Below are 22387 nucleotides of genomic sequence, written 5' to 3' on the forward strand. Positions count from 1 at the left end.
CGACCGGCGAAAACGCCCGGCGGCGGCGTCACGATCGCTCGTAGCGCTCCCACAGATCGTCTCCGACGGGCGTAACGCCCAGGCGACGGAACTTGGGGGCGTCGGCCAGCTTTGCAAGAGCAAAGGCCGCCACGCAGGGCCGCCCCTCCCCGCCCAGCAGGATCGGCGCCCGGAACCACTCCAGCCGGTCCACCGTTCCCGCTCGCAGAAAGGACGCCGCGACCTGGCCGCCGCCCTCGATCAGCACCGACGACACGCCCGCCGCCTTCAGCGCCTTCAGCACCGCCGGGATCGCCGGACGTCCGTCCTCGTCTTCGGCCTCGACCCGCCGCACCTGGGCTGCGCCGACGGGCTTCGGTTCGACCGTCGTCAGGATCAGGGTGTTCTCGCCCGCCAGTTTCGCCGTCGCCGGCGTGCGCAGCCGGCTGTCCAGCACCACCCGCAGCGGCTGATCCACGCTGCGCCCCGGCAGGCGCGCGGTCAGTTCGGGGTCGTCCTTCAGCACCGTCTCGACGCCCACCAGAATGGCGTCATGGCCGGCACGCAGCCGATGGCCTTCCAGCCGCGCCGCCTCGCCGGTGATCCACCGGCTTTCGCCCGTGGCCGTGGCGATACGCCCATCCAGCGACGTGGCCAGCTTCAGGGTGACGCGCATCAGGCCTTGTCGGAGGGCTCGTCGAAGCCCCCATCGGCAAAACCTTCGGCGCCCAGGAATTTGGCGAAATCGCCGGTATGGCGGAAGTCCTTGTAGACCGAGGCGTAGCGGACATAGGCCACCTCATCCACGCCCTTCAGAGCCTTCATGATGAAGTCCCCAACCGTGCTCGACGGCACCTCGGTCTCGCCCAGGCTCTCCAGCTGGCGCACGATCCGGTTGACCATCTGCTCGACCTGTTCGGGCTGGACCGGCCGTTTGCGCAGGGCCACGCCCAGCGACCGCTCCAGCTTGTCGCGGTCGAACGGCGTGCGCCGCCCGTTGCGCTTCAGGATCACCAGTTCGCGCAGTTGCACCCGTTCGAAGGTGGTGAAGCGCCCGTTGCAGTTCGGACAGGATCGACGGCGTCGGATCGCCGAGCCGTCGTCCGACGGCCGGCTGTCCTTAACCTGGGTGTCCTGATGACCGCAGAAGGGGCACTTCATCGGTCAGATCATCGGTAGATGGGGAAGCGGTTGGTCAGCTCCCGCACCTGGGCCGCCACGCCCGCGACCACGGCCGGATCGGCTTCATCCCCGCCGTTCATCGACGAGACGACGTCGGCGATCCAGTGGCCGATCTGCTTGAACTCGTCCTCGCCGAAGCCGCGCGTCGTGCCCGCCGGGGTGCCCAGGCGAACGCCCGAGGTGACGGTGAAGGGGGCGGTGTCGAACGGCACGCCGTTCTTGTTGCAGGTCATCAGCGCCTTCTCGAGCTCGTGCTCGGTCGCCTTGCCGGTCACGCCCTTGGGCCGCAGATCGACCAGGGCCAGGTGGCTGTCGGTGCCGCCCGAGACGATGGCCAGACCGCGCTCGACCAGGACGCCGGCCAGGGCCTGGGCGTTCTTGACCACCTGATGGGCGTACAGCTTGAACTCGGGCTGCAGCGCCTCGCCGAAGGCCACGGCCTTGGCCGCGATCACATGCTCCAGCGGCCCGCCCTGCAGGCCGGGGAAGACGGCCGAGTTGATCTTCTTGCCCAGCTCGACGTCGTTGGACAGGATCATGCCGCCGCGCGGGCCGCGCAGGGTCTTGTGAGTCGTCGTGGTCACGACATGGGCGTGCGGGATCGGATCAGGATAGGCGCCCCCGGCCACCAGGCCGGCGTAGTGGGCCATGTCCACCATCAGATAGGCGCCGACGCTGTCGGCGATCTCGCGGAACCGCTTGAAGTCGATGTGGCGGCTATAGGCCGAGGCGCCGGCCAGGATCAGCTTCGGCTTCTCCTTCTGCGCCATCTCCGCCACGTGGTCATAGTCGATCAGATGGGTGTCTTCGCGGACCTTGTAGGTCACGGGCCGGAACCACTTGCCCGACTGGTTCGCCGGCGACCCGTGCGTCAGGTGCCCGCCGCAGGCCAGGTCCATGCCCAGGAACGCATCACCCGGCTGCAAGAGCGTAAAGAACACCGCCTGGTTGGCCTGGGCGCCCGAGTGGGGCTGCACATTGGCGAAGGCCGCGCCGAACAGTTTCTTGGCCCGTTCGCGCGCCAGATCCTCGGTCACATCGACGAATTCGCAGCCGCCGTAATAGCGACGACCAGGATAGCCCTCGGCGTATTTGTTCGTCAGAACCGAGCCCTGCGCGTCCAGCACCGCCTGGGAGACGATGTTCTCCGACGCGATCAGTTCGATCTGTTCCTTCTGCCGCCCCATCTCGCCCTGAATGGCCTTGAAGACGTCCGGATCGGCGTCGGCCAGGGTCTTGGTGAAATAGGCGTCATGGGTGAAGGCGGTCACGTCGGAATCCCCGCGTCTGAGAAGGCCGCCTATCTAGGCCGCAGCGCGCCGAACCACAATATCTTGTGTCCGACCCAAGCCTTCTAAAGCCCCAGCGCCCGCCTCAACTTCGCGATCGCCACGCGCTCGACGGCCTTGGGCTCGTTGACCGGTCCCATAGCGCTGACCTCGCGGCCGGTGGCCACATGGATGGCCGAGCATTTGATATAGGGGCCGTTGCGCACGGTCTCGACGATCACCTCACCGAGGTCGTCGTCGTCCGCCACGTCTGTCTCAGGCCGCCACCGACCGGCGCGCCACATTGCAGTGGGCGAACAGGCGGTCCATGGCCTGGACGACATGGTCCATCATCTCGTCCGTGTGGTTCGGCGAGGGCGTAAAGCGCAGCCGCTCGGTCCCCTTGGGCACGGTCGGATAGTTGATCGGCTGAACATAGACGCCGTACTCGTCCAGCAGCATGTCCGAGATCATCTTGCAGTGGACCGGATCGCCGACATGCACCGGCACGATATGGCTTTCCGAGTCCATCACCGGGATGCCGGCGGAGGCGAACCGCGCCTTCAGGGTCGCGGCCCGTTCCTGATGTTGCTCGCGCAGTTCGGGATGGGTCTTCAGGTGCCGCACCGAGGCCAGGGCCCCCGCCGTCAGGGCGGGCGGCAGGCTGGTGGTGAAGATGAAGCCTGAGGCCCAGCTGCGCACGGCGTCGATGATCACGGCGTCGGCGGCGATATAGCCGCCCATGACGCCGATGGCCTTGCCCAGGGTGCATTCGATGATGTCGATCTGGTCCAGCAGGCCGTCACGCTCGGCCACGCCGGCGCCGGTTTCGCCATACAGGCCCACCGCATGGACCTCGTCCAGATAGGTCATGGCGCCGTATTTCCTGGCCAGGGCGATGGTGCCGGCCAGGTCGGCGATGTCGCCGTCCATCGAATAGACGCTCTCGAAGGCGACCAGCTTGGGCGCTCCGGCCGGAGCGGCGGCCAGCAGGGCCTCCAGATGGGCCAGGTCGTTATGCTTGAAGATGTGCCGTTCGCCGCCGCCCTGGCGGATGCCGGCGATCATCGAGGCGTGGTTCAACGCGTCGGAGAAGGTGATCAGGCCGGGCAGGATTTTCTGCAGGGTCGACAGGGTCGCCTCGTTGCCGACATAGCCCGAGGTGAACAGCAGCGCCGCCTCCTTCTGGTGCCAGTCGGCCAGCTCGGCCTCCAGATCCACCGCCGAGCGCGTCGTGCCGGAGATGTTGCGCGTGCCGCCGGCGCCCGCGCCCACGGCGTCGATCTCGTCCTGCATGGCCTTCAGCACGACCGGGTGCTGGCCCATGCCCAGATAGTCGTTCGAGCACCAGATGACGACGTCCTGCTCGGACCCGTCCTCGCGGCGGCGCACAGCCTGCGGGAATTGCCCGCGAACGCGCTTCAGGTCGGCGAAGACGCGATACCGTCCTTCGCTGCGCACCTGCTCCACCGAGTTTTCAAAGGCGGCCTTATAGTCGAACACGATATTCGTTCTTTCGCTTATGGCGATCTCTATCTTTTCTTTGCGCCCGACACCGAAGCTTGTCCATGTCCTGAGCATGGACAAAACGACCTAAAACCTTCATTGATAACGGTTCTCAGGTTCCGTCGGCAGGGTGTTCGACATTTGAAGCCGTCCAGCGACCGATTCGATTCCTGTGGACGCCCGACCGCCGCAACCGATTTGCCCGGTCACGAATCGAATTCTGGGGCAGTTTGAGGTCATGACCGTTCAGATGATCCAAGCCGACCTCCAGGCGCGCAGCGCGGCCGCGCCCGCCGACCATCCGGAGCGGCAGTATCTGAACCTGCTGCGCGACATCCTGGACAACGGCGTGCGACGCGACGACCGCACCGGCACGGGGACCCTGGGCGTCTTTGGCCGCCAGATGCGGTTCGACCTGTCGAAGGGCTTCCCCGTCCTGACGACCAAGAAGCTGCACCTGCGGTCGATCATCGTCGAACTGCTGTGGTTCCTGCGCGGCGAGACCAATATCGGCTGGCTCAAGGACAACGGCGTCCGCATCTGGGACGAATGGGCCGACGCCGAGGGCGAACTGGGCCCGGTCTATGGCAAGCAGTGGCGGTCGTGGACCGCGCCCGACGGCCGCGTCATCGACCAGATCGAGAAACTGGTCCACGGCCTGAAGACCAACCCCAACAGCCGCCGCCACATCGTCACGGCGTGGAACCCGGCCGATGTCGACGACATGGCCCTGCCGCCCTGCCACTGCCTGTTCCAGTTCTTCGTCGCAGACGGCAAGCTGAGCTGCCAGCTGTACCAGCGCAGCGCCGACGTCTTCCTGGGCGTGCCGTTCAACATCGCCTCCTACGCCCTGCTCACCATGATGCTGGCCCAGGTGGTCGGACTTGAGCCCGGCGACTTCGTCCACACCTTCGGCGACGCCCACCTGTATCTGAACCACCTGGAACAGGCCGAACTCCAGCTGACGCGCGAGCCCCTGCCCCTGCCGGTCATGCGCATCGCGCCCAAGACCGACCAGTTCGCCTTCGAACTGTCGGACTTCACGCTCGAGGGTTACGAAGCCTGGCCGCACATCAAGGCCGCAGTCTCAAAGTGATCCGCCGCCCACCTTTATTTATCGGCTCATCGGTCGAAGGGCTTGATGTAGCTTATGCCATTCAGGAAAATCTCGAGTTCGACTGCGAACCCACGGTTTGGTCTCAGGGGGTGTTTCAACCCAACACGGCGTCTTTGACTGACCTTTTTGCCTATAGCGGAAGGGTCGAGTTCGCCATCTTTGTCTTCACGCCTGACGACATCATCGAAATGCGCGGCCATAGGTATGCTTCGGCCCGGGACAATGTCATCTTTGAGCTCGGGCTATTTGTTGGAGCTCTTGGGCCGACGAGGTGCTTCTATGCCGTACCCCACGGTGAGGAACTTCACCTGCCGTCGGATTTAATTGGTGTTGAGCCACTTCGTTATGTTTCTAATCGCTCAGACGGAAATTTGAGGGCGGCGCTTGGCCCTGCATCAAATCGAGTTCGGCAAGCGCTCCGATCGATCGCACCTCAGGTTGCCCATCCGCCTACCAGCAATCAGCGCCTCTCTACACCGTTAGAACTCGCGGAGTTGCTTTGGCAGCAGTGGTGCTCTCCGCCTCTGGACGAGCTCCGGCGCACGCTCAGTTCAGGCGTACCGACACACATGTCAGATGACGCAACAGGCGAGGCGAGCAAGGCCATTTCTCAGGTATATCAGTTTCTCAACAGCGTGGCGGACGGCGTTCTGACCGGCTCTGTCGACGAAGCTCTCGCCCGAAGAGATTTTCTGGCACCTATGACGTCCGTCTGGCAGCTTGTTTATTCATATTTTGTGCCGTTAGGGTCAGAGCCGGCAGACGCATGGAATCCCATTCCTCCACTTGGGCAGCTGGTCCGAACATGGCACCAGGACGCGGGATGACGCTTTCCGACTTGAAGACCGCCGTCCTGCGCATCTCAGACATCTACGCCGCTGAACATCAGATCGACCGCGACCGCGACTGGGCTTTGCTGAAGCTCCAGGAAGAGCTGGGCGAGCTGACGGCCGAGCATCTGCGTCTGTCCGGACGGGCGCGCGGAACGCCCGACGCTGACGCCCTGGGCGACGAGGCGGCCGACGTTCTGGGCATGCTGCTGATCTATTGCGCGGGCGCAGGCGTTGATCTGGAAACGGCCATGCGGCGCAAATGGCTCAAATGGCTCGAACCCCAGACGGAAGACACGCCATGAGCATTCCCCTGATCTCCCTGGTCGTCGCCCGCGGGCGCAACGGCGTCATCGGCCGTGACGGCGACCTGCCCTGGCGGCTGCGCTCGGACCTGCAGCGGTTCAAGGCCATCACCGTGGGCAAGCCGTGTCTGATGGGGCGCAAGACCTGGGAGAGCCTGCCGCTCAAACCCCTGCCCGGCCGGCTGAACCTGGTGCTGACCAAGGACGAATCCTACGAGGCCGACGGCATGTCCAAGGGCGCCCTGGTCTGCGCCACACTGGATGAGGCGATCGAGATCGCGCGGGAGACGGCCGAGGAGGACGGCGTGGACGAGATCTGCGTCATCGGCGGCACCGCCCTGTTCGCCGCCGCCCTGCCCCGCGCGCGTCGCCTCTATATCACCGAGGTGGACGCCGCCCCCGAAGGAGACGCGGTCTTTCCACCGTTCGACGAAACGGCCTGGACCGAGGTATCGTCAGAAGTCCACACGGCGGGCGAGAAGGATGACCACGCCTTCACCTTCCGTGTGCTGGAACGTCGCTAGGAGAAGTCCATGTACGTCACGACCACCAACGACCTGCCCGGTTTCCGCGTCACCCGCCATATCGGCCTGGTGCGCGGCGTGACGGTGCGCTCGCGTAACGCCATTTCCGACGCCATCGGCGGGGTCCAGTCGATGCTGGGCGGCCGCGTCGGCGCCTATGTGAAACTGGCCGAGGCCGGGCGTCAGGAAGCCTATGACGAACTGGTCAAACATGCCCAGGAACACGGCGCCAACGCCATTCTCGCCGTCCGCTACGACGCGACCGAGATCATGCCCGGCGTGACCGAAGTACTGTGCTACGGCACGGCCGTGATCGTCGAGCCGGCCTGACCTCCGCAGAGACGGACCGACTCGACCAATCGCGTCACGACAGGGTCATCAGGTCCGAGCGCTCGAAGTTGCGCAACTCGTCGGTGCGCCCGTCGCGGATCTTCTGCACCCAGTGCGGATCGGCCAGCAGCGCGCGGCCGACCGCAACCAGATCGAACTCTTCATTCTCCAGACGACGCAACAGGCCGTCCAACGAGGCGGGCTTGGATCCTTCGCCGCCAAATGCTGCGATGAATTCCCCGTCCAGGCCCACCGAGCCGACAGTGATGGTGGGCTTGTTCATCAGCTTCTTGGCCCAGCCGGCGAAGTTCAGGTCCGATCCCTCGAACTCCGGCTCCCAGAAGCGGCGCTGCGAACAGTGGAAGACATCGACCCCGGCGTCCGACAGCGGCGTCAGCCATTCGACCATCTGGTCCGGCGTCTCGGCGATGCGGGCGGCGAAGTCCTGCTGCTTCCATTGCGACAGGCGCAGGATGACGGGGATGTCGTCGCCCACGCCTTCACGCACCGCCTTGACCACCTCGGCGCCGAAGCGCGCCCGCTCGGCGATGGTCGGGCCGCCCCAGCGATCCTCGCGCACATTGACGCCGCTCCAGAAGAACTGGTCGATCAGATAGCCGTGGGCGCCGTGGATCTCGACGGCGTCAAAGCCCAGTTCGCGCGCCGCGCGCGCCGACCGGCCGAAGGCGGCGATGGTGTCGGCGATGTCCTCTTCGGTCATGGGTTCGTACTTGGCCTTGCCCGGCCCCGTCAGGCCCGACGGACTGTCCACCTTGCCCAGCGGCGTCCAGTCGGCGCCCTGGCCCCGCGCCGATCCGACGTGCCAGATCTGCGGCGCGATCAGCCCCCCGGCGGCGTGGACCTCGTCCACCACCGTCTTCCAGTGCGGCAGGGCCTCGCCGTGGAAGACCGGCACATTGGCGTCGTTGCGGGCGGCCGGCCGTTCGACGACCGTCCCTTCGGTGACGATCAGCCCGACCCCGCCCTCGGCCCGGCGGCGATAATAGCCGGCGACGTCGGACGTCGGAATCCCGTTCGGAGAGAAGGACCGGGTCATGGGGGCCATGACGATCCGGTTGGGCAGGGTCAGACCCTTGACGGTGAACGGGCGGAACAGGGCGTCGACGCTCATCGGAACTCCTCGGTGATATGTAAGCCCCAAGGTGGCGAATAGGGTTGCGTTTGAAAACCCCCGTCCCGACGATTTCTAGAGACCCAGCGCCGTGGCGACCTGTTCAGCGATCGCCGCGAACCGGCCCGCGATCGGCCCCGAGGGATCGGCTGCGACAGGAGGACGACCGGCGTCTCCCCCTTCGCGCAGGCCGGCGTCCAGGGGCAGGTCGCCGAGGAAGGGAATCGACAGACGTTCGGCCTCGGCTTTCGCCCCGCCCTGGCCGAAGATCGGTCCGGTCATGTTCTCGATCAGGCCCAGGGTCGGCACGTTCACGCGCTGGAACAGGGTGTGCGCCCGCCGCGCGTCGGCCAGGGCCACCTCCTGCGGCGTCGAGACGATGACGGCGCCGTCCAGCGGCGTCTTCTGGATCAGGGTCAACTGCACATCGCCGGTGCCCGGCGGCAGATCGACCACCAGCACGTCCAGCGGCGCCTCCGACGTGCCCCACCGGGTCTGGGTCAGCATCTGGGTGATGGCCTGGGAGGCCATGGGGCCGCGCCAGATCATGGCGTCGTCCATCCTGGTCAGCAGGCCGACCGACATGGCCTTCAGCCCGTGCGCCTGATGCGGAACGATGGCGCCGTCCTCATAGGCGGGCTGGCCGCTGATGCCCAGCATGGTGGGCAGCGACGGCCCATAGACGTCGGCGTCGAGGATCCCGACCAACAGGCCGCGCGCGGCCAGGGCGGCGGCCAGGTTCACCGCCACGGTCGACTTGCCCACCCCGCCCTTGCCGCTGGCGACGGCCAGGACGCGACGGACATGGGCCGGACGATCGGTGGGGACCGGCGCCTTGGCGCGCCCCTGATCCACAGCGGCCTTCGAAAGGCCTGCGGTGCGCGCCGCCGGCTTGGCGAGTCCGGGTTTGGCTTCGGCCGTCAGGATCACCGACACGCGGTTCATGCCGGGAAGGACCTTCAGCGCGGCCTCGGCCGCGTCGCGAACGGGCGCATAGGTCGCGACCAGGCTGCGATCCACCTCAAGAGCGAAGCCGGCGCGGTCCTCAGCGACCACCAGTCCCTGCACGAGGCCCGAGGCGAACAACCCCTGACCGGAGACCGGGTCCATGACGGCGTCGAGGGCGGCGATGACGGCGGAACGTTCGACCAAGGCGGTCTCCAGAAGACTTGCAGGCGACAAGGGCCGCGTTCTATCGCCCATGGATGTCGCCTGCGAGCCTCCATTTGTCCCAGCCGCCTTCAGTCACCCTGATCGCGGGTCCGACCGCCTCGGGCAAGTCGGCCCTGGCGTTGAATCTGGCGCGCGAGACCGGGGCGTTGATCATCAACGCCGACAGTCAGCAGCTTTACGCCGATCTGCGCGTCCTGACCGCCCGCCCGTCGCCTGAAGACGAGGCCCAGGCCGATCACCGGCTGTACGGCGTCGCCGATGCGGCGGACGCCTGGTCGGTGGGGAAATGGAGCCGTGCGGCCCTGAATCTGCTGGATATCGCACGCGCCGACGGGCGGCCGGCGATCCTGGTCGGCGGCACCGGTCTCTATTTCACTGCCCTGACCCGCGGACTGGCGGAGATTCCCCCTGTGCCTCAGAGCGTCCGCGACGCGGTCGAGGCGGACTATATGGCGCAAGGCGAAGCCGCATTCCGAGCCCGTCTCGCTGAAATCGACGCCGAAGCCGCCCGTTCCATCGAACAGGGCGACCGCCAACGGCTGGTCCGCGCCATGAGCGTCCATTCGGCCAGCGGCCGCGCCTTGAGCGACTGGAAGGCGGACACTCGCCCCCTGCTGTCGCCGGGGTCATGGAGGGGACGGGTCATCGAACCGGACCGTGCGGACCTCTACGCCAACTGCGACCGGCGTGTGGACCTGATGATGGAGAACGGCGCGCTCGACGAGGTGCGCGCCCTGACCGCGCGGAATCTGTCCCCGGCCCTGCCGGCCATGAAGGCGGTCGGGGTGCGCGAATTGGCGGCGTATCTGGCCGGAGAGGTCGGTCGGGATGAAGCGATCGACGCCCTGAAACAGGCGACCCGAAACTACGCCAAACGCCAGCTGACCTGGTTCAGGAACCAGACCCCGGGCTGGGCGCGGGTTTGAAACGCACGCGGCGCTTGGAAAGCGTTCGCGCAACGCCTATATTGGACCTGTCCGGTTTCGGCCGGACTATAGCGATAAACGCGCTTGTAATAAGCGGACCGGACCCGGGTGCGATTCCCGGCGGCTCCACCAACTTTCTCCCCGCGTTATCGGCGGAGGCAGCATGGGGCCGACTAGCATCGACGGACGTGTAAAGAGGATTGCTTTCGCTCGTCCTGGCCCACCGTATCGGGCCATTTTCTAACTGCGAACGATAACTTCGCTGGAGAAGTCGCTCTCGCCGCGTAATGCGGTTCGGGTGATTTCGAATCTTAAGTCCTAGGGGTTCAGATCCTTGGGCGGGGCCTGTCGGGAGCCTGGCAACAGAATCCCGGCGTTTCTTCCGCACATACTGTCCGTTTACCCTATTCGCATCTTTCGCGGCGGGACCGGCGACGCTATCAGTCGCGCTGAATTGCGAGGTGACGATGACCGACCAGACCCCTCCGGTCGATGAGATGCAGTATGAGCGGCTGGCGCACGAGGCGTTGCGCGGCGTGATCCGTTCTGCGCTCGACCATGTTCTGGCCGAAGGCCTGCCGGGCGCCCACCACTTCTACATCACCTTCAAGACCCGCGCCGCCGGGGTCAGCATCCCGCCGGACATGCTGGCCAAATACCCGGACGAAATGACTGTGGTGCTGCAACATCAGTACGAGGACCTGCAGGTCGAGGCCGACCGGTTCTCCGTCAAGCTACGGTTCGGCGGCGTGCCGCGCACCCTGGCCATGCCCTATTCGGCCGTGACCCGATTCTACGACCCCAGCGTCCAGTTCCTGCTTCAGTTCGACGAGCCCGAAATCGTCGAGGCGGTCGAAGAAGCGACGCCGCCCGAGGATCCAACGCCGGGCTCCGACGGCCCCAAGGTCGTGTCGCTGGACCAGTTCCGGAAAAAGTGACGGCTCAGTCCCGACGGGGATAGGAGCGGATCATGATCCGCTCCCTCTCGCCCTCGCGTCGCTCGACCAGCAGGCGGGCGACCTGGGCGTCGTCGTGGAACAGATAGCCCTTGATGGAATCGAGCAGGGCCTTGGCCAGGTTGTCCAGATCCATCCACGGCGGCTCGCCGACATGCTCCATGCGGATTTCGACGACATGATCGCCCCACGACGGTCGTGACGCCCATTCCTTGCGCATGAACTCATAGACCAGCGGCTTGTAGTATTTGGCCTGGGTGGTCAGGCCTTCGATGACGATCTCGACCGCCTCCCCGTCTTCTCGCGCGCGGACCTTGCCTGTTCCGATCCAGCCGGCCGTCATGGGTTCGCCTTTGGTCGGAGGATGGCTGCGCTCTTCTTGCCCTGCATGACTGCCGTGCTACACCGCCGCGCAACCAACCGCCACGTCTGAGACGAGATCCGCCCATGAGCAACGTCCGTATCGAAACCGACACCTTCGGCCCCATCGAGGTCGCCGCCGACCGCTACTGGGGGGCCCAGGCGCAGCGGTCGCTGGGCAATTTCAAGATCGGCTGGGAGAAACAGCCCCTGCCCGTCGTGCGCGCCCTGGGCATCGTCAAGCGCGCCGCCGCCGAGACCAACCGCGACCTGGGCAAGCTGGATCCGGCCCTGGCCGACGCCATCATCAAGGCCGCCAACGAGGTCATCGAAGGCAGGCTGAACGACCACTTCCCCCTGGTCGTCTGGCAGACGGGTTCGGGCACCCAGTCGAACATGAACGCCAATGAGGTGATCTCGAACCGCGCCATCGAAATCCTGGGCGGCGAGATGGGCTCCAAGAAGCCGGTCCACCCCAACGACCATGTCAACATGAGCCAGTCGTCGAACGACACCTATCCGACGGCCATGCACGTGGCCTGCGCGGAACAGGTGGTCAACGACCTGATCCCGGCCCTGAAGCACCTGCACGCCGCCCTGGACGCCAAGGCCAAGGCCTGGGCCCACATCATCAAGATCGGCCGCACCCACACCCAGGACGCCACCCCCCTGACGCTGGGTCAGGAGTTCAGCGGCTATGCGCAACAGGTCGCCAACGGCATCGAGCGGATAGAACAGACCTTGCCCAAGCTGATGGAACTGGCCCAGGGCGGCACCGCGGTCGGCACCGGCCTGAACGCCCCCATCGGTTTCGCCGAAAAGGTCGCGGCCCAGATCGCCGAGATCACCGGGCTTGCCTTCACCACGGCGCCGAACAAGTTCGAGGCCCTGGCCGCCCATGACGCCATGGTCTTCAGCCACGGCGCCATCAACACCGTCGCCGCCTCCCTGTTCAAGATCGCCAACGACATCCGCTTCCTGGGCTCCGGCCCGCGTTCGGGCCTGGGCGAACTGGCCCTGCCGGAGAACGAGCCGGGCTCGTCGATCATGCCCGGCAAGGTCAACCCGACCCAGTGCGAAGCCCTGACCCAGGTCTGCGTCCAGGTGTTCGGCAACAACGCCGCCCTGACCTTCGCCGGCTCGCAGGGGCATTTCGAGCTGAACGTCTACAATCCCATCATGGCCTACAACTTCCTGCAGTCGGTCCGCCTGGTCGCCGACGCGGCCATCAGCTTCACCGACAACTGCGTCGTCGGTATCGAGGCCCGCGAAGACAACATCGCGCGCGGCCTGAACAACTCGCTGATGCTGGTCACCGCCCTGAACGGCAAGCTGGGCTACGACCTCTGCGCCAAGATCGCCAAGACGGCCCACAAGAACGGCACCACCCTGCGCGAGGAAGCCGTCGGCGGCGGCTATCTGACCGACGCCGAGTTCGACGAGGCGGTCCGCCCCGAGAAGATGATCTCGCCGGGCTGATGCGATGACCGCGCTGGAGCGTCCCTACTGGATCGAGGCCCTTTTCGAGCGCCGAGACGGCTGGGACGCTTCCGTCTATCCTTTCAACCTGCCGGTCGTGCGCACGCTCGACCGGCTGGCCTTCCATCCGAACGTGACCTTTCTGGTCGGTGAGAACGGCTCGGGAAAGTCCACGCTGATCGAGGCCCTGGCGGTGGCCTGGGGGTTCAATGCCGAAGGCGGCGGCCGCGAACATCGCTTTGGCACGCGCGACAGCCATTCCCCGCTGCACAGGTTCGTCCGGCCCGTTTGATCGGCGCAGCGGGTGCAGGACGGCTTCTTCCTGAGGGCGGAGAGCTTCTTCACGGTCGCCTCCTATCTGGAGGATCCCGAGGTCAGAGGCGAACGATACGGCGCCCGCCGACTGCATGAGCAGTCCCACGGCGAGTCTTTCTTCGCCCTGTTCGATAACCGCTTCATCGGCGACGGCCTTTACATTCTCGACGAACCGGAGGCCGCCCTGTCGCCCAGCCGGCAACTGTCCTTCCTCTCGCGTCTGCACGAACTGGTGATGGCGCGGTCGCAGCTGATCATCGCCACCCATTCGCCCATCCTGCTCGGCTATCCCAACGCCTGGATCTATCAGGCGTCAGACCATGGGCTCGAACGGATCGAGTACGAGGATACCGACCATTATCAGGTCACTCGCAACTTCCTTACTCGTCGCGAGATGATGTTGAACATCTTGCTGGAACTCGATTGAGCTCAGGGCTTGTCGCGGATCGTTCGTCCCACCGGCGCCAGGGCCAGCTTGGCCAGCTCCAGGTCCTTCAGGGCGAAGGGGATGCCGATGATGGATACGAACTCGGCCACCGCGATGATCAGGTGCGAGAGGGCGATGTACCAGCCGGCCACGACGAACCAGACGACGTTCAGCACCAGTCCCAAGCAGCCCGCCACCGGATGGGTGTCCTGCCAGACGATCTCCCGCCCGAACGGCCAGAAGGAATAGCTGGCGATCCGCCAGGCCGCGAAACTCCACGGCAAGCCGACGATGGTCAGGGCCAGGATCGCACCGCCCAGCAACCACAGCAGACCCGACAGCCAGCCGCCAAAAAAGAACCACAGGATATTCAGGATCAGGCGGATCATTTCAGCTCTCCGGCAGGCGTGGCCATACAGATAGCCAAAACGCCCCGCCTGCGACAGCGGGGCATTCGTTAATTCGCTTTCACCCGGCTCTCCTGGCTCAGGGGGACCGGTCACCCGCTCGACGTCAAAACGCAGTGCTTAGAGACCGCCCTTGCACCCCCCGGGATGACAAGGGGCCCGTCGCAGCGGTATGAACGCTGACGGGGATTTTCAATGAGAACGCATCGGATGAGACGAATCTGTTCGAGTCTGCTGGCGGTCGTCATGGCCTTGTCGCTGGCGTCATGCGGCACCTTGGACCGGCCGACAGGACCGCTGCGCATCGCGGACGGCGCCCTGATACCGGCGCGGGATCCGCGCATTCGCGCCAATGACGCGGCCCGGCTGGCGGCTTTCTCCCAGGAAGTGGGCGAGCGGCTATCGACGGGGCGGCCCCTTTCGATCCTGGCCCTGTCCGGCGGCGGCGCCAACGGAGCCTATGGCGCCGGGCTTCTGGTGGGCTGGACCGAGCGGGGCGACCGTCCGGTCTTCGACATCGTCACGGGGGTCAGCACGGGCGCTCTCGCCGCGCCCTTCGCCTTCGCCGGGTCCGAATGGGATCCGCAACTGGGCTATGCCTATACGGGAGGGGGCGCCAGCAGCCTGTTGAGCTGGCGCAGTCTGGCGATCTTCCTCTACCCCAGCCTGTTCAGCGCCGGCGCCCTGCGCAAGCTGGTGGACGAGAACGTCACCCTGGACCTGTTGCAGGCTATCGCCCGTGAACACGCCAAGGGCCGCCGCCTGCTGGTGGCCACGACGAACCTCGACAGCGAGGAGACCGTCATCTGGGACATGGGCCTCCTGGCCAGCCAGAACGACGAGAATTCGCGCGCCCTGTTCAAGGAAGTGCTGGTGGCCTCAGCCAGTATTCCCGGCGTCTTCCCGCCGGTCCTCATCGCGGGGCTGCAACCGGACCAAACCGTGGTGATGGAGATGCACGCCGACGGCGGCGTGAACACCCCTTTCCTCGCCATTCCGGAGAACCTGACCCTCTGGACCCGCAAGCGCGAAGAGCGGGGCGTCGGCAGCCTGTACGTCGTCGTCAATGGACAGGTCGGTCGCAATGACGGGGTCACCTCGGGCCGGCTGACGGCCATTCTGATGCGAAGCTACGACAGTATGAGCAAGGCCTCGCTGCGAACCCATCTGGCGACCACGGCGGCTTTCGCCCAGCGCAACGGCATGACCATGTCGCTGGCGGCCATACCCGACAACGTCGAGGCGTCCAGTCTGAAATTCGACCAGCCGACCATGACCGCCCTGTTCAACCTGGGCCGCGAGCGGGGCCGGTCAGCGGACGGCTGGACCCGGCTCGACCAGGCCGCGTCGGGTCCCGTCTTCATTCCCCCCGCTGTCCTCCCCGAGGATCAAGTGCCCGAGGCCCTAAGGCCCAAGGAGCCGGAGACGCCGACTTCCGCCGCGCCGCAGCCCTAGACATGGCCGAGATCATCAATCTGAACCGGGCGCGAAAGGCGCGGACCAAGGCCGAGGACAAGACCCGCGCCGCCGCCAACCGCGCCGCCCATGGCCGCACCAAGGCTCAGAAACAGTCTGCGGACAAGGAGCGCGAGCGCGCCGCCCGGCAGCTCGATGGACAGAAGCTGGACGACTGATCCCTAGGCCTTCGGCGCGCGGATCAACAGGACCTGGCCGCCCAGCACCAGGATCAGGCCGATCAGCATGGTCACGCCGACATGGGCGCCCTCGAACAGGACCGACATGATGACGGCGATCGGCGGGGTCAGGGCCGAAATATAGCTGGCCAGGGCATAGCCGCGTTGCCGCGCCAAGGTGAAATACAGCCCGAAGGCGATCACCGATCCAAACAGGGACAGGTGCAGCAGAGACAGAATATAGGCCGGGGTCGGCTCGATCCGCCATTCCACGCCGGTCGCGAACCCATAGACCGCCACCATGGCCGTGCCATAGGCCATGGCCCAGGCGGTCGCGCCCATGACCGGCGCGCCGGCCTGTTGGCCGCGCCAGGCGAACCAGTTGCCGAAGGCCGAGGCGAGGACGGCGATCAAGGCGAAGACCACGCCCAGAACGGGCGCCGCACCCGCGGAGACGCCTGCCCCCGACAACTGTCCGAACGACAGGACGGCGACCCCGCACACCCCCAGGATCGCCCCCTGCCAGGCGCCGGCGGCGGCCTTCTGGCGCTCCAGAACCCGAAACAGGATCAGGTTCACGAAGGCCAGGGCGGCGAAGATGACGGCGACGACGGCCGAGGCCACGCGTTCCTCCGCCGCATAGACGAAGCCGTAGCTGACGGCGAAGACGAAGGCGCCCTGCCCCACGGCGGCCAGATGCTGGGCGCGGGTCAGGCGCAGCGGACGCCGCGTCAGGGCGCAGAAGGCGAACAGAACGACCGCAGCCAGTCCGAACCGCCAGACGATGGAGACGATCGGATCCACCACGCCCAGCTGCAGGGTGATGGCGAACCAGGTCGTGCCCCAGATCAGGGCGCAGACGGCGATGGCGAGGATGGTGATGGGGCGACTCATGGACAGGCTCCGACGGGCGAAGCCCGCTTATCATCGACGTCGCGAAAGCGCCGCTCACGTCTTGCGCCCGAGTATGACAGACTGATTGTCCTCTAGAGGAGACCGCCATGCGTTACGCCCCCCTGATCCTGCCCGCCGGTCTGGTGCTGGCCGCCTGCGCCGTCGCGCCGACCGGTCCGGAGATGAGCGCAGGCACGACCGTCGTGACGGTCACCGCCCTGTACCGCGAGCGAATCATGCTGCCGCCCGGCCATGTGCTGACGGTGCGGGTCGAGGACGTCAGCCGGGCCGACGCCCCGGCCCTGGTCCTGGCCGAGGCCAGCGAGTCCCTGACCGGCGCCCCGCCCTATCGCGTCAGCCTGGGCCTCCCCACGGCCCAGATCGACCCGGGAAATGCCTATGCCGCGCGCGCCGAGATCCGCGACGCCGCCGGCGCCCTGGTCTTCGTCACCGACACCCGTCACGCGGTCCTGACCCAGGGCGCTCCGGCCTTCGCCGAGATCGTGCTGAAGTCGGCGCGGTGAGCGGCCTGGCCAAACGGTCCGTCGTTCTGGCGGGCCACGCGACCTCGGTCGCGCTGGAGCCCGAGTTCTGGGCGGTTCTGGACCGGATTGCCCAGACCCGCAGCCTCAGCAAGGCCCAGCTTCTGGCCGACATCGACGCCGGCCGGGGACGCCGTCCCCTGGCTTCAGCCTGCCGCCTGCTGGCGCTGAACTGGGTGGCGGAGCATGGTGTAAAAGCGTAAACCTTGAGCATAAAAGGAAGCCGCCATGGACAATAGTCGTCTCATTCCCGCCACCGTCATCGGGAGCCTTCTGGCCCTGGGGCTCATCGGCGCCGGCGCCCTGGTCGGTCAGGGCGTGATCCATGCGCGGGCCGGGGACCGGACCGTGACGGTTCGCGGCCTGTCGGAACGCAATGTGAAGGCCGATCTGGCGGTCCTGCCGCTGCGCTTCACCGCATCGGGCGATGTTCTGTCTGAAGTTCAGACACGCATCGACGGCGACCTGTCCCTGGTGCGGCAGTTCCTGACGGCTCAGGGTTATCCGGCCGACGCCGTCGATCTGGGCCGGCTGGAGGTGGCCGACACCCGGTCGCGCGAATACGCCGCCCAGAACGGCGGGCCGCGCTTCATCTTGGCCCAGACGGTCATCGTCCGCACGAACGACGTCGCCCGGGTTCAGACGACGACCCGCGCCCTGAACGATCTGGTGCGGCAGGGCGTGGTGTTGCAGGACTTCCAGGGTCCCTCCTATGTCTTCACCAAGCTGAACGATGTTCGGCCCCAGATGATCGCAGAGGGCACGGCGGCGGCGCGAACCGGGGCCGAACAGTTCGCCAAGGATTCCGGCACCCCGCTTGGCCCGATCCGTCAGGCTACACAGGGCTCTTTCGAAATCCTGCCGCGCGACGGCGCCGGCGGAGACGAAGCCGCCTCGATCGACAAGAAGGTCCGGGTCGTGACCACCATCACCTATAGTCTGAAATAGGCCGATCGGCCTGCGCCTCGCGGCGTTCCAGCGTCCTCTCCTCGGCGGATTGCGGCCGTTCGATCAACGCCGCGTCGCCGTGGGGATCGTCTGCCGCTTCGGCCATGACGATCCACAGGATGATGAGCGCGAACATGCCGATCATGCCCAAGGCGAAGGCGCGCCAACCCGCCTTCGCAGCCTTGGGGGTGCGATCCGGCGTCTCCTCGATCTTCTGGTCGTCTCGTCCCATCATCCAAGGAACCGGCCTGCGCCGAAGCCAGTTCCAAGGTTTCATTTGGGCGACGGCCCTGACATCGCCCTCCGGTCCCCTTATGTTCCGGTTTTGATTCTGCCTGCCGGATGTCTCAAAGCCTGTGACCGATCTTCCCGCCCCCCGCATCTCCGACCTGGCCCGCGCCCGAGCGCCCGACGGGGCGGGACCGCGCGACTATCTCGAAGGGCTGAATCCGGAACAACGCGAGGCGGTGGAAGCGACCGAGGGGCCGGTCCTGGTTCTGGCCGGCGCCGGCACCGGCAAGACGCGGGTGCTGACCACGCGGCTGGCGCACATCCTGGCGACCGGCCGGGCCAGGCCGTGGGAACTGCTGGTCGTCACCTTCACCAACAAGGCCGCCCGCGAGATGCGCGAGCGGATCACCCATCTGATCGGTCCCTCGGCCGAGGGCCTGCGCTGGCTGGGCACCTTCCACTCCATCGCCGCCCAGATCCTGCGCCGTCACGCCGAACTGGTCGGGCTGAAGTCCAGCTTCACCATCCTGGACACCGACGACCAGGAACGGGTGCTGAAACAGCTGCTGGAAGCCGCCAATATCGACACCAAACGCTGGACGCCCAAGTCGCTGTCCGGCCTGATCGACCACTGGAAGAACCGGGGCTGGACGCCCGAGAAACTGCCACCCGGCGAGGACTTCGCCAACGGCAAGGGCCAGGGTCTTTACGCCGCCTATCAGGCCCGCCTGCGCAGCCTGAACGCCTGCGACTTCGGCGACCTGCTGCTGCACAACATCACCATCCTGTCCAAACATGCGGACCTGGCGGACGAATATCGTCGCCGGTTTCGCTACATTCTGGTGGACGAATATCAAGACACCAATGTCGCCCAGTATCTGTGGCTGCGGCTGCTGACGGCCTCGACCGGCAATGTCTGCTGCGTCGGCGACGACGATCAGTCGATCTATGGCTGGCGCGGGGCCGAGGTGGACAACATCCTGCGCTTCGAACGGGACTTCCCCGGTGCCAAGATCGTCAAGCTGGAGCGGAACTATCGCTCGACCAGCCATATCCTCGGCGCCGCCTCGGGCCTGATCGCCGCCAACCGCGACCGGCTGGGCAAGACCCTGTGGACCGAGGACGACAGCGGCGACAAGGTGCGGGTGCGGGGCGTCTGGGACGGCGAGGCCGAGGCCCGGCTGATCGCCGACGAGATCGAGACCGCGCGCCGTCCCCATGCGGGCGAGCCGGGCCTGAAATACAAGGACATGGCCATCCTGGTCCGCGCCTCGTTCCAGATGCGGGCCTTCGAGGAACGGCTGGTCATGCTGGCCATCCCCTATGCCGTCATCGGCGGCCCGCGCTTCTTCGAACGGGCCGAGATCCGCGACGCCCACGCCTATATGCGGCTGATCCAGTCCGAGGACGACGATCTGGCCTTCGAGCGGATCGTCAATGTGCCCAAGCGCGGCATCGGCGACACCAGTGTACAGAAGATCCTGCAACTGGCCCGCCAACACGACCTGTCGGCCCTGACGGCGGTGCGCGGCCTGATCAACACCGACGAGCTTCAGGCCCGCACCCGCACCGCCCTGTCCAACTTCGTGCGCGACCTCGACCGCTGGCGCGCCCTGTCCGAGACCACGCCCCATTGGGAGGTCATGGAGACGGTGCTGGAGGAGAGCGGCTACACCGAGATGCAGAAGGCCGACCGGACCAGCGGCCAGACGCGGTTGGACAACCTGAAGGAACTGACCCAGTCGATGCAGCAGTTCGAGACGCTGCAGGCCTATCTGGAGCACGTCTCCCTGGTCATGGACCTGGAACGCGCCAACAGCGACGATCCGAACGGCGACGGGGCGGTCCAGATCATGACCCTTCACGGCGCCAAGGGGCTGGAGTTCCCGTTGGTCTTCCTGCCGGGCTGGGAGGAAGGCGTCTTCCCCAGCCAGCGCAGCATCGATGAAAAAGGCGAGAAGGGCCTCGAGGAGGAACGCCGCCTGGCCTATGTCGGCGTCACCCGCGCCAAGCAGGACGCCCGCATCTCCTTCGCCGCCAACCGCCTGGTCTACGGCCGTTGGACCTCGCAACTGCCCAGCCGCTTCGTCGACGAACTGCCGATCGCCCACGTCGATCCCCAGTCCGACACCGGCTACTACGGCGCCTCCGCCGGGATGAAGGAGGCCAAGAGCCGCTGGGACGACGCACCCAGCTTCGGCAGCGGCTATTCCTCGCCCGGCTGGAAACGCGCTCAAAGCTTCACCGCCGCCCAGACGCCGAACAAGATCCCCGCCCGCAAGGCCGTGATCGAGGGCGACGGCCGCCTGATCGCCACCGCCGATCCCAAGTCGAGTTCCGGCTGGACCAAGGGCGAGCGCGTCTTCCACCAGAAGTTCGGCTACGGCCACGTCCGCGTCATCGAGGGCAATAAACTGCTGGTCGATTTCGAAAAGGCCGGCGAGAAACGGGTGATCGACAGTTTCGTGGAGAAGGCGGGCTAAAAGGGGCGGGCGTCATCCGCCTTTGCCGCCGGCCAAGCTTTGGCCTAAGCCATCGCCTTCCCGTCTACGACCGAGTCCGCCATGTCCGCCCCTGCCCGTCCCACCGTTGATCGCGCCTGGCTGAGCTGGGCCATGCGGCGGATCGAGGCGGACTACAACCGCTCGGCCGACACCCATCTGATCCCGGTGGACATGCCGGCCCTGTCGGACATCGCCCTGTATCTGAAGGACGAATCCAGCCACCCGACCGGCAGCCTGAAGCACCGTCTGGCGCGGTCGCTGTTCCTCTATTCCCTCAGCAACGGCTGGATCGGCGAGGGCATGACCATTGTCGAGGCGTCCAGCGGCTCGACCGCCGTGTCCGAAGCCTATTTCGCCCGGATGCTGAACCTGCCCTTCATCGCCGTGGTGCCGCGCTCCACCGCTCAGGAGAAGATCGCCGCCATCGAATTCTATGGCGGGCGCTGCCATTTCGTGGACGTCCCGGGCCAAGCCTATTCGGAAAGCCAGCGGCTCGCCGACGAACTGGGCGGCCACTACATGGACCAGTTCGCCTATGCCGAGCGGGCGACGGACTGGCGCGGCAACAACAATATCGCCGAGTCCATCTTCGCCCAGATGCGACGCGAGCCCTGCCCCGTCCCGCGCTGGATCGTGTGCGGCGCGGGCACCGGCGGCACCTCGGCGACCATCGGCCGGTTCGCCCGCTTCAACCGCCACGACACCCGGATCTGCGTCGCCGATCCGGAAGCCTCCGTCTTTCACCGTCACTGGGCCGATGCTACAGTCCAGACCAGCCTCGACCGTCCGTCCCTGATCGAGGGCATCGGCCGGGCGCGGGTTGAACCCTCCTTCATCCCCAGCTTGGTGGATCGGATGATCGTCGTGCCCGACGTCGCCTCCATCGCCGCCACGCGCGTGCTGAGCCGGCGTCTCGGCCGCCCCTGCGGCGGATCGACCGGCACCAACCTGTGGGCCTGTGTTCAGTTGGTTCAGGAAATGGCGCGCGCGGGCGAGTGCGGCTCGATCGTGTCGATCCTGTGCGACCACGGCGACCGCTACGCCTCCACCTATTTCGACGACGCCTGGATCGCCGCCCAGGGCCTGGACACCGCCCCGTGGGAAGCCCGCCTGGACGCCTTCTTCGAAACGGGGATCTTACCGGAGGCCTGAACCGCCTGTTCCGTCGAGACGGACGGGGCTAAGAAGGCCCCAGCGACCGGCAACGGTCAGAACCTCCACAGGAGCCGACCATGGCGGGCCTCAAGGACAAGCGCGGCTTCATCGACAAGGACCGCATCGACCTGTCGGAGCGCCAGTCGGTCGAATACTGGATGAAGCGCTGGGGCGTGACCAGGGACCAGATCACCGCCGCCCACCGCAAGGTCGGCCGCATGACCAAGGACATCGCGGCGGAGCTGGGCAAGAAGCGCTGATCC

The 22387-nt window shown here is 66.3% G+C and carries 29 protein-coding genes and 1 other RNA gene; 19 read left to right on the forward strand and 11 right to left on the reverse strand.

The genetic code is table 11. The annotated features are described in order from the left end of the window. Positions 1-28: 28 nt before the first annotated feature. From AC07NC_RS10510 to hemA, 5 genes are all read right to left on the reverse strand, one after another. Positions 29-655, reverse strand: coding sequence for a RibD family protein (locus AC07NC_RS10510; RefSeq protein WP_494569503.1), 627 nt, complete (start codon positions 653-655; stop codon positions 29-31). Further along, a complete protein-coding gene (gene nrdR, locus AC07NC_RS10515) occupies positions 655-1140 on the reverse strand; it encodes a transcriptional regulator NrdR (RefSeq protein WP_008264203.1) in 486 nt (161 codons plus the stop codon). The genes AC07NC_RS10510 and nrdR overlap by 1 nt, the downstream gene beginning before the upstream one ends. Before the next feature lie 8 nt (positions 1141-1148). Continuing rightward, positions 1149-2432 (reverse strand): serine hydroxymethyltransferase, encoded by a 1284-nt coding sequence (gene glyA / locus AC07NC_RS10520; protein WP_494569504.1) that lies wholly within the window; start codon positions 2430-2432, stop codon positions 1149-1151. An 83-nt stretch (positions 2433-2515) separates the two neighbouring features. Then, positions 2516-2698: a DUF6898 family protein gene (locus AC07NC_RS10525; protein ID WP_492070472.1), complete on the reverse strand. Its 183-nt coding sequence runs from the start codon at positions 2696-2698 to the stop codon at positions 2516-2518. Between the two features lie 7 nt (positions 2699-2705). Beyond that, positions 2706-3932 carry a 5-aminolevulinate synthase gene (hemA, locus tag AC07NC_RS10530; RefSeq protein WP_494569505.1) on the reverse strand — a complete coding sequence of 409 codons (1227 nt, stop codon included), beginning with the start codon at positions 3930-3932 and terminating at the stop codon, positions 2706-2708. Between the two features lie 253 nt (positions 3933-4185). Between hemA and AC07NC_RS10535 the strand changes: the two genes are divergently transcribed. From AC07NC_RS10535 to AC07NC_RS10555, 5 genes are read left to right on the forward strand one after another with little or no spacing between them, the layout of a single operon-like run. Then, positions 4186-5031, forward strand: coding sequence for a thymidylate synthase (locus AC07NC_RS10535; protein WP_494569506.1), 846 nt, complete (start codon positions 4186-4188; stop codon positions 5029-5031). Further along, positions 5028-5879 (forward strand): TIR domain-containing protein, encoded by an 852-nt coding sequence (locus tag AC07NC_RS10540; protein WP_494569507.1) that lies wholly within the window; start codon positions 5028-5030, stop codon positions 5877-5879. Before AC07NC_RS10535 ends, AC07NC_RS10540 begins: the two co-directional genes overlap by 4 nt. Then, a complete protein-coding gene (locus AC07NC_RS10545) occupies positions 5876-6187 on the forward strand; it encodes a phosphoribosyl-ATP pyrophosphohydrolase (protein ID WP_494569508.1) in 312 nt (103 codons plus the stop codon). Before AC07NC_RS10540 ends, AC07NC_RS10545 begins: the two co-directional genes overlap by 4 nt. Then, positions 6184-6711 carry a dihydrofolate reductase gene (locus AC07NC_RS10550; protein WP_154725503.1) on the forward strand — a complete coding sequence of 176 codons (528 nt, stop codon included), beginning with the start codon at positions 6184-6186 and terminating at the stop codon, positions 6709-6711. Before AC07NC_RS10545 ends, AC07NC_RS10550 begins: the two co-directional genes overlap by 4 nt. A 9-nt stretch (positions 6712-6720) precedes the next feature. Beyond that, positions 6721-7041, forward strand: a complete 321-nt coding sequence (locus AC07NC_RS10555; protein WP_154725504.1) for a YbjQ family protein — start codon at positions 6721-6723, stop codon at positions 7039-7041. A 34-nt stretch (positions 7042-7075) separates the two neighbouring features. On the opposite strand, the gene AC07NC_RS10560 is transcribed toward AC07NC_RS10555, so the two are convergent. Together AC07NC_RS10560 and AC07NC_RS10565 are read right to left on the reverse strand one after the other, a co-directional pair. Beyond that, positions 7076-8173 carry an NADH:flavin oxidoreductase gene (locus tag AC07NC_RS10560; RefSeq protein ID WP_494569509.1) on the reverse strand — a complete coding sequence of 366 codons (1098 nt, stop codon included), beginning with the start codon at positions 8171-8173 and terminating at the stop codon, positions 7076-7078. A 75-nt stretch (positions 8174-8248) separates the two neighbouring features. Then, positions 8249-9325 (reverse strand): Mrp/NBP35 family ATP-binding protein, encoded by a 1077-nt coding sequence (locus AC07NC_RS10565; protein ID WP_494569510.1) that lies wholly within the window; start codon positions 9323-9325, stop codon positions 8249-8251. Positions 9326-9378: 53 nt separating this feature from the next. On the opposite strand from AC07NC_RS10565, the gene miaA reads away from it, so the two are divergent. The 3 genes from miaA to AC07NC_RS10580 all read left to right on the forward strand — a co-directional run bounded on the left by miaA (position 9379) and on the right by AC07NC_RS10580 (position 11210). Then, complete coding sequence (gene miaA / locus AC07NC_RS10570) at positions 9379-10272, forward strand: tRNA (adenosine(37)-N6)-dimethylallyltransferase MiaA (protein WP_494569511.1); 894 nt, start codon at positions 9379-9381, stop codon at positions 10270-10272. 10 nt (positions 10273-10282) lie between these two features. Then, positions 10283-10650, forward strand: a transfer-messenger RNA (tmRNA) gene (gene ssrA, locus AC07NC_RS10575). A gap of 89 nt (positions 10651-10739) precedes the next feature. Then, complete coding sequence (locus AC07NC_RS10580) at positions 10740-11210, forward strand: SspB family protein (protein ID WP_008262374.1); 471 nt, start codon at positions 10740-10742, stop codon at positions 11208-11210. A gap of 4 nt (positions 11211-11214) precedes the next feature. Here the strand turns inward: AC07NC_RS10580 and AC07NC_RS10585 are convergent, their stop codons facing one another. Continuing rightward, positions 11215-11571, reverse strand: coding sequence for a RusA family crossover junction endodeoxyribonuclease (locus AC07NC_RS10585; protein ID WP_494569512.1), 357 nt, complete (start codon positions 11569-11571; stop codon positions 11215-11217). A gap of 104 nt (positions 11572-11675) precedes the next feature. On the opposite strand from AC07NC_RS10585, the gene fumC reads away from it, so the two are divergent. The 3 genes from fumC to AC07NC_RS10600 are packed head-to-tail and all read left to right on the forward strand — an operon-like array spanning position 11676 to position 13809. After that, on the forward strand, positions 11676-13067 hold the full coding sequence (gene fumC, locus AC07NC_RS10590; protein ID WP_494569513.1) for a class II fumarate hydratase: 1392 nt from the start codon (positions 11676-11678) through the stop codon (positions 13065-13067). Between the two features lie 4 nt (positions 13068-13071). Beyond that, positions 13072-13359 (forward strand): AAA family ATPase, encoded by a 288-nt coding sequence (locus AC07NC_RS10595; protein ID WP_494569514.1) that lies wholly within the window; start codon positions 13072-13074, stop codon positions 13357-13359. 12 nt (positions 13360-13371) lie between these two features. Continuing rightward, entirely contained in the window at positions 13372-13809 is a 438-nt protein-coding gene (locus AC07NC_RS10600) for an AAA family ATPase (protein WP_494569515.1), read from the forward strand. A 2-nt stretch (positions 13810-13811) separates the two neighbouring features. Here the strand turns inward: AC07NC_RS10600 and AC07NC_RS10605 are convergent, their stop codons facing one another. Next, positions 13812-14198, reverse strand: coding sequence for a YccF domain-containing protein (locus AC07NC_RS10605; RefSeq protein ID WP_494569516.1), 387 nt, complete (start codon positions 14196-14198; stop codon positions 13812-13814). Positions 14199-14426: 228 nt separating this feature from the next. On the opposite strand from AC07NC_RS10605, the gene AC07NC_RS10610 reads away from it, so the two are divergent. Further along, a complete protein-coding gene (locus tag AC07NC_RS10610; RefSeq protein ID WP_494569517.1) occupies positions 14427-15671 on the forward strand; it encodes a patatin-like phospholipase family protein in 1245 nt (414 codons plus the stop codon). A gap of 2 nt (positions 15672-15673) precedes the next feature. After that, positions 15674-15850 (forward strand): DUF4169 family protein, encoded by a 177-nt coding sequence (locus AC07NC_RS10615; RefSeq protein WP_008264174.1) that lies wholly within the window; start codon positions 15674-15676, stop codon positions 15848-15850. 3 nt (positions 15851-15853) lie between these two features. On the opposite strand, the gene AC07NC_RS10620 is transcribed toward AC07NC_RS10615, so the two are convergent. After that, positions 15854-16744, reverse strand: coding sequence for a DMT family transporter (locus AC07NC_RS10620; RefSeq protein ID WP_494569518.1), 891 nt, complete (start codon positions 16742-16744; stop codon positions 15854-15856). 107 nt (positions 16745-16851) lie between these two features. Here AC07NC_RS10620 and AC07NC_RS10625 point away from each other — a divergent pair, with 107 nt between their 5' ends. Genes AC07NC_RS10625 through AC07NC_RS10635 form a run of 3 tightly spaced genes read left to right on the forward strand, consistent with a single transcriptional unit; the run spans position 16852 to position 18234 of the window. Beyond that, complete coding sequence (locus AC07NC_RS10625) at positions 16852-17268, forward strand: YbaY family lipoprotein (RefSeq protein WP_494569519.1); 417 nt, start codon at positions 16852-16854, stop codon at positions 17266-17268. Then, positions 17265-17489, forward strand: a complete 225-nt coding sequence (locus AC07NC_RS10630) for a ribbon-helix-helix domain-containing protein (RefSeq protein WP_035305995.1) — start codon at positions 17265-17267, stop codon at positions 17487-17489. The genes AC07NC_RS10625 and AC07NC_RS10630 overlap by 4 nt, the downstream gene beginning before the upstream one ends. Before the next feature lie 25 nt (positions 17490-17514). Beyond that, positions 17515-18234, forward strand: coding sequence for an SIMPL domain-containing protein (locus AC07NC_RS10635; protein ID WP_494569520.1), 720 nt, complete (start codon positions 17515-17517; stop codon positions 18232-18234). Here the strand turns inward: AC07NC_RS10635 and AC07NC_RS10640 are convergent. Then, complete coding sequence (locus AC07NC_RS10640; protein ID WP_494569521.1) at positions 18215-18469, reverse strand: hypothetical protein; 255 nt, start codon at positions 18467-18469, stop codon at positions 18215-18217. The genes AC07NC_RS10635 and AC07NC_RS10640 overlap by 20 nt on opposite strands. Before the next feature lie 121 nt (positions 18470-18590). Between AC07NC_RS10640 and AC07NC_RS10645 the strand changes: the two genes are divergently transcribed. The 3 genes from AC07NC_RS10645 (at position 18591) to AC07NC_RS10655 (ending at position 22384) form a co-directional block, all read left to right on the forward strand. Beyond that, a complete protein-coding gene (locus AC07NC_RS10645; RefSeq protein WP_494569522.1) occupies positions 18591-20948 on the forward strand; it encodes an ATP-dependent helicase in 2358 nt (785 codons plus the stop codon). Between the two features lie 81 nt (positions 20949-21029). After that, a complete protein-coding gene (locus AC07NC_RS10650) occupies positions 21030-22121 on the forward strand; it encodes a PLP-dependent cysteine synthase family protein (protein ID WP_494569523.1) in 1092 nt (363 codons plus the stop codon). A gap of 80 nt (positions 22122-22201) precedes the next feature. Continuing rightward, on the forward strand, positions 22202-22384 hold the full coding sequence (locus tag AC07NC_RS10655) for a DUF3606 domain-containing protein (protein ID WP_008259491.1): 183 nt from the start codon (positions 22202-22204) through the stop codon (positions 22382-22384). Positions 22385-22387 lie beyond the last annotated feature (3 nt).

It is taken from the genome of Brevundimonas sp. GW821-FHT10A07, from assembly GCF_059415785.1.

Excerpts from the sequence above, each read along its gene's own strand:
- AC07NC_RS10580 (WP_008262374.1), top strand. The coding sequence starts at position 10,740 with ATGACCGACCAGACCCCTCCGGTCGATGAGATGCAGTATGAGCGGCTG.
- miaA (WP_494569511.1), top strand. The coding sequence starts at position 9,379 with ATGTCGCCTGCGAGCCTCCATTTGTCCCAGCCGCCTTCAGTCACCCTG.
- AC07NC_RS10535 (WP_494569506.1), top strand. The coding sequence starts at position 4,186 with ATGATCCAAGCCGACCTCCAGGCGCGCAGCGCGGCCGCGCCCGCCGAC.
- AC07NC_RS10625 (WP_494569519.1), top strand. The coding sequence starts at position 16,852 with ATGCGTTACGCCCCCCTGATCCTGCCCGCCGGTCTGGTGCTGGCCGCC.
- AC07NC_RS10635 (WP_494569520.1), top strand. The coding sequence starts at position 17,515 with ATGGACAATAGTCGTCTCATTCCCGCCACCGTCATCGGGAGCCTTCTG.
- AC07NC_RS10605 (WP_494569516.1), bottom strand. The coding sequence starts at position 14,198 with ATGATCCGCCTGATCCTGAATATCCTGTGGTTCTTTTTTGGCGGCTGG.
- fumC (WP_494569513.1), top strand. The coding sequence starts at position 11,676 with ATGAGCAACGTCCGTATCGAAACCGACACCTTCGGCCCCATCGAGGTC.
- AC07NC_RS10545 (WP_494569508.1), top strand. The coding sequence starts at position 5,876 with ATGACGCTTTCCGACTTGAAGACCGCCGTCCTGCGCATCTCAGACATC.
- AC07NC_RS10650 (WP_494569523.1), top strand. The coding sequence starts at position 21,030 with ATGTCCGCCCCTGCCCGTCCCACCGTTGATCGCGCCTGGCTGAGCTGG.
- AC07NC_RS10640 (WP_494569521.1), bottom strand. The coding sequence starts at position 18,469 with ATGATGGGACGAGACGACCAGAAGATCGAGGAGACGCCGGATCGCACC.
- AC07NC_RS10510 (WP_494569503.1), bottom strand. The coding sequence starts at position 655 with ATGCGCGTCACCCTGAAGCTGGCCACGTCGCTGGATGGGCGTATCGCC.
- AC07NC_RS10550 (WP_154725503.1), top strand. The coding sequence starts at position 6,184 with ATGAGCATTCCCCTGATCTCCCTGGTCGTCGCCCGCGGGCGCAACGGC.
- AC07NC_RS10560 (WP_494569509.1), bottom strand. The coding sequence starts at position 8,173 with ATGAGCGTCGACGCCCTGTTCCGCCCGTTCACCGTCAAGGGTCTGACC.
- nrdR (WP_008264203.1), bottom strand. The coding sequence starts at position 1,140 with ATGAAGTGCCCCTTCTGCGGTCATCAGGACACCCAGGTTAAGGACAGC.
- AC07NC_RS10610 (WP_494569517.1), top strand. The coding sequence starts at position 14,427 with ATGAGACGAATCTGTTCGAGTCTGCTGGCGGTCGTCATGGCCTTGTCG.
- AC07NC_RS10615 (WP_008264174.1), top strand. The coding sequence starts at position 15,674 with ATGGCCGAGATCATCAATCTGAACCGGGCGCGAAAGGCGCGGACCAAG.
- AC07NC_RS10595 (WP_494569514.1), top strand. The coding sequence starts at position 13,072 with ATGACCGCGCTGGAGCGTCCCTACTGGATCGAGGCCCTTTTCGAGCGC.
- AC07NC_RS10620 (WP_494569518.1), bottom strand. The coding sequence starts at position 16,744 with ATGAGTCGCCCCATCACCATCCTCGCCATCGCCGTCTGCGCCCTGATC.
- AC07NC_RS10585 (WP_494569512.1), bottom strand. The coding sequence starts at position 11,571 with ATGACGGCCGGCTGGATCGGAACAGGCAAGGTCCGCGCGCGAGAAGAC.
- AC07NC_RS10555 (WP_154725504.1), top strand. The coding sequence starts at position 6,721 with ATGTACGTCACGACCACCAACGACCTGCCCGGTTTCCGCGTCACCCGC.
- AC07NC_RS10655 (WP_008259491.1), top strand. The coding sequence starts at position 22,202 with ATGGCGGGCCTCAAGGACAAGCGCGGCTTCATCGACAAGGACCGCATC.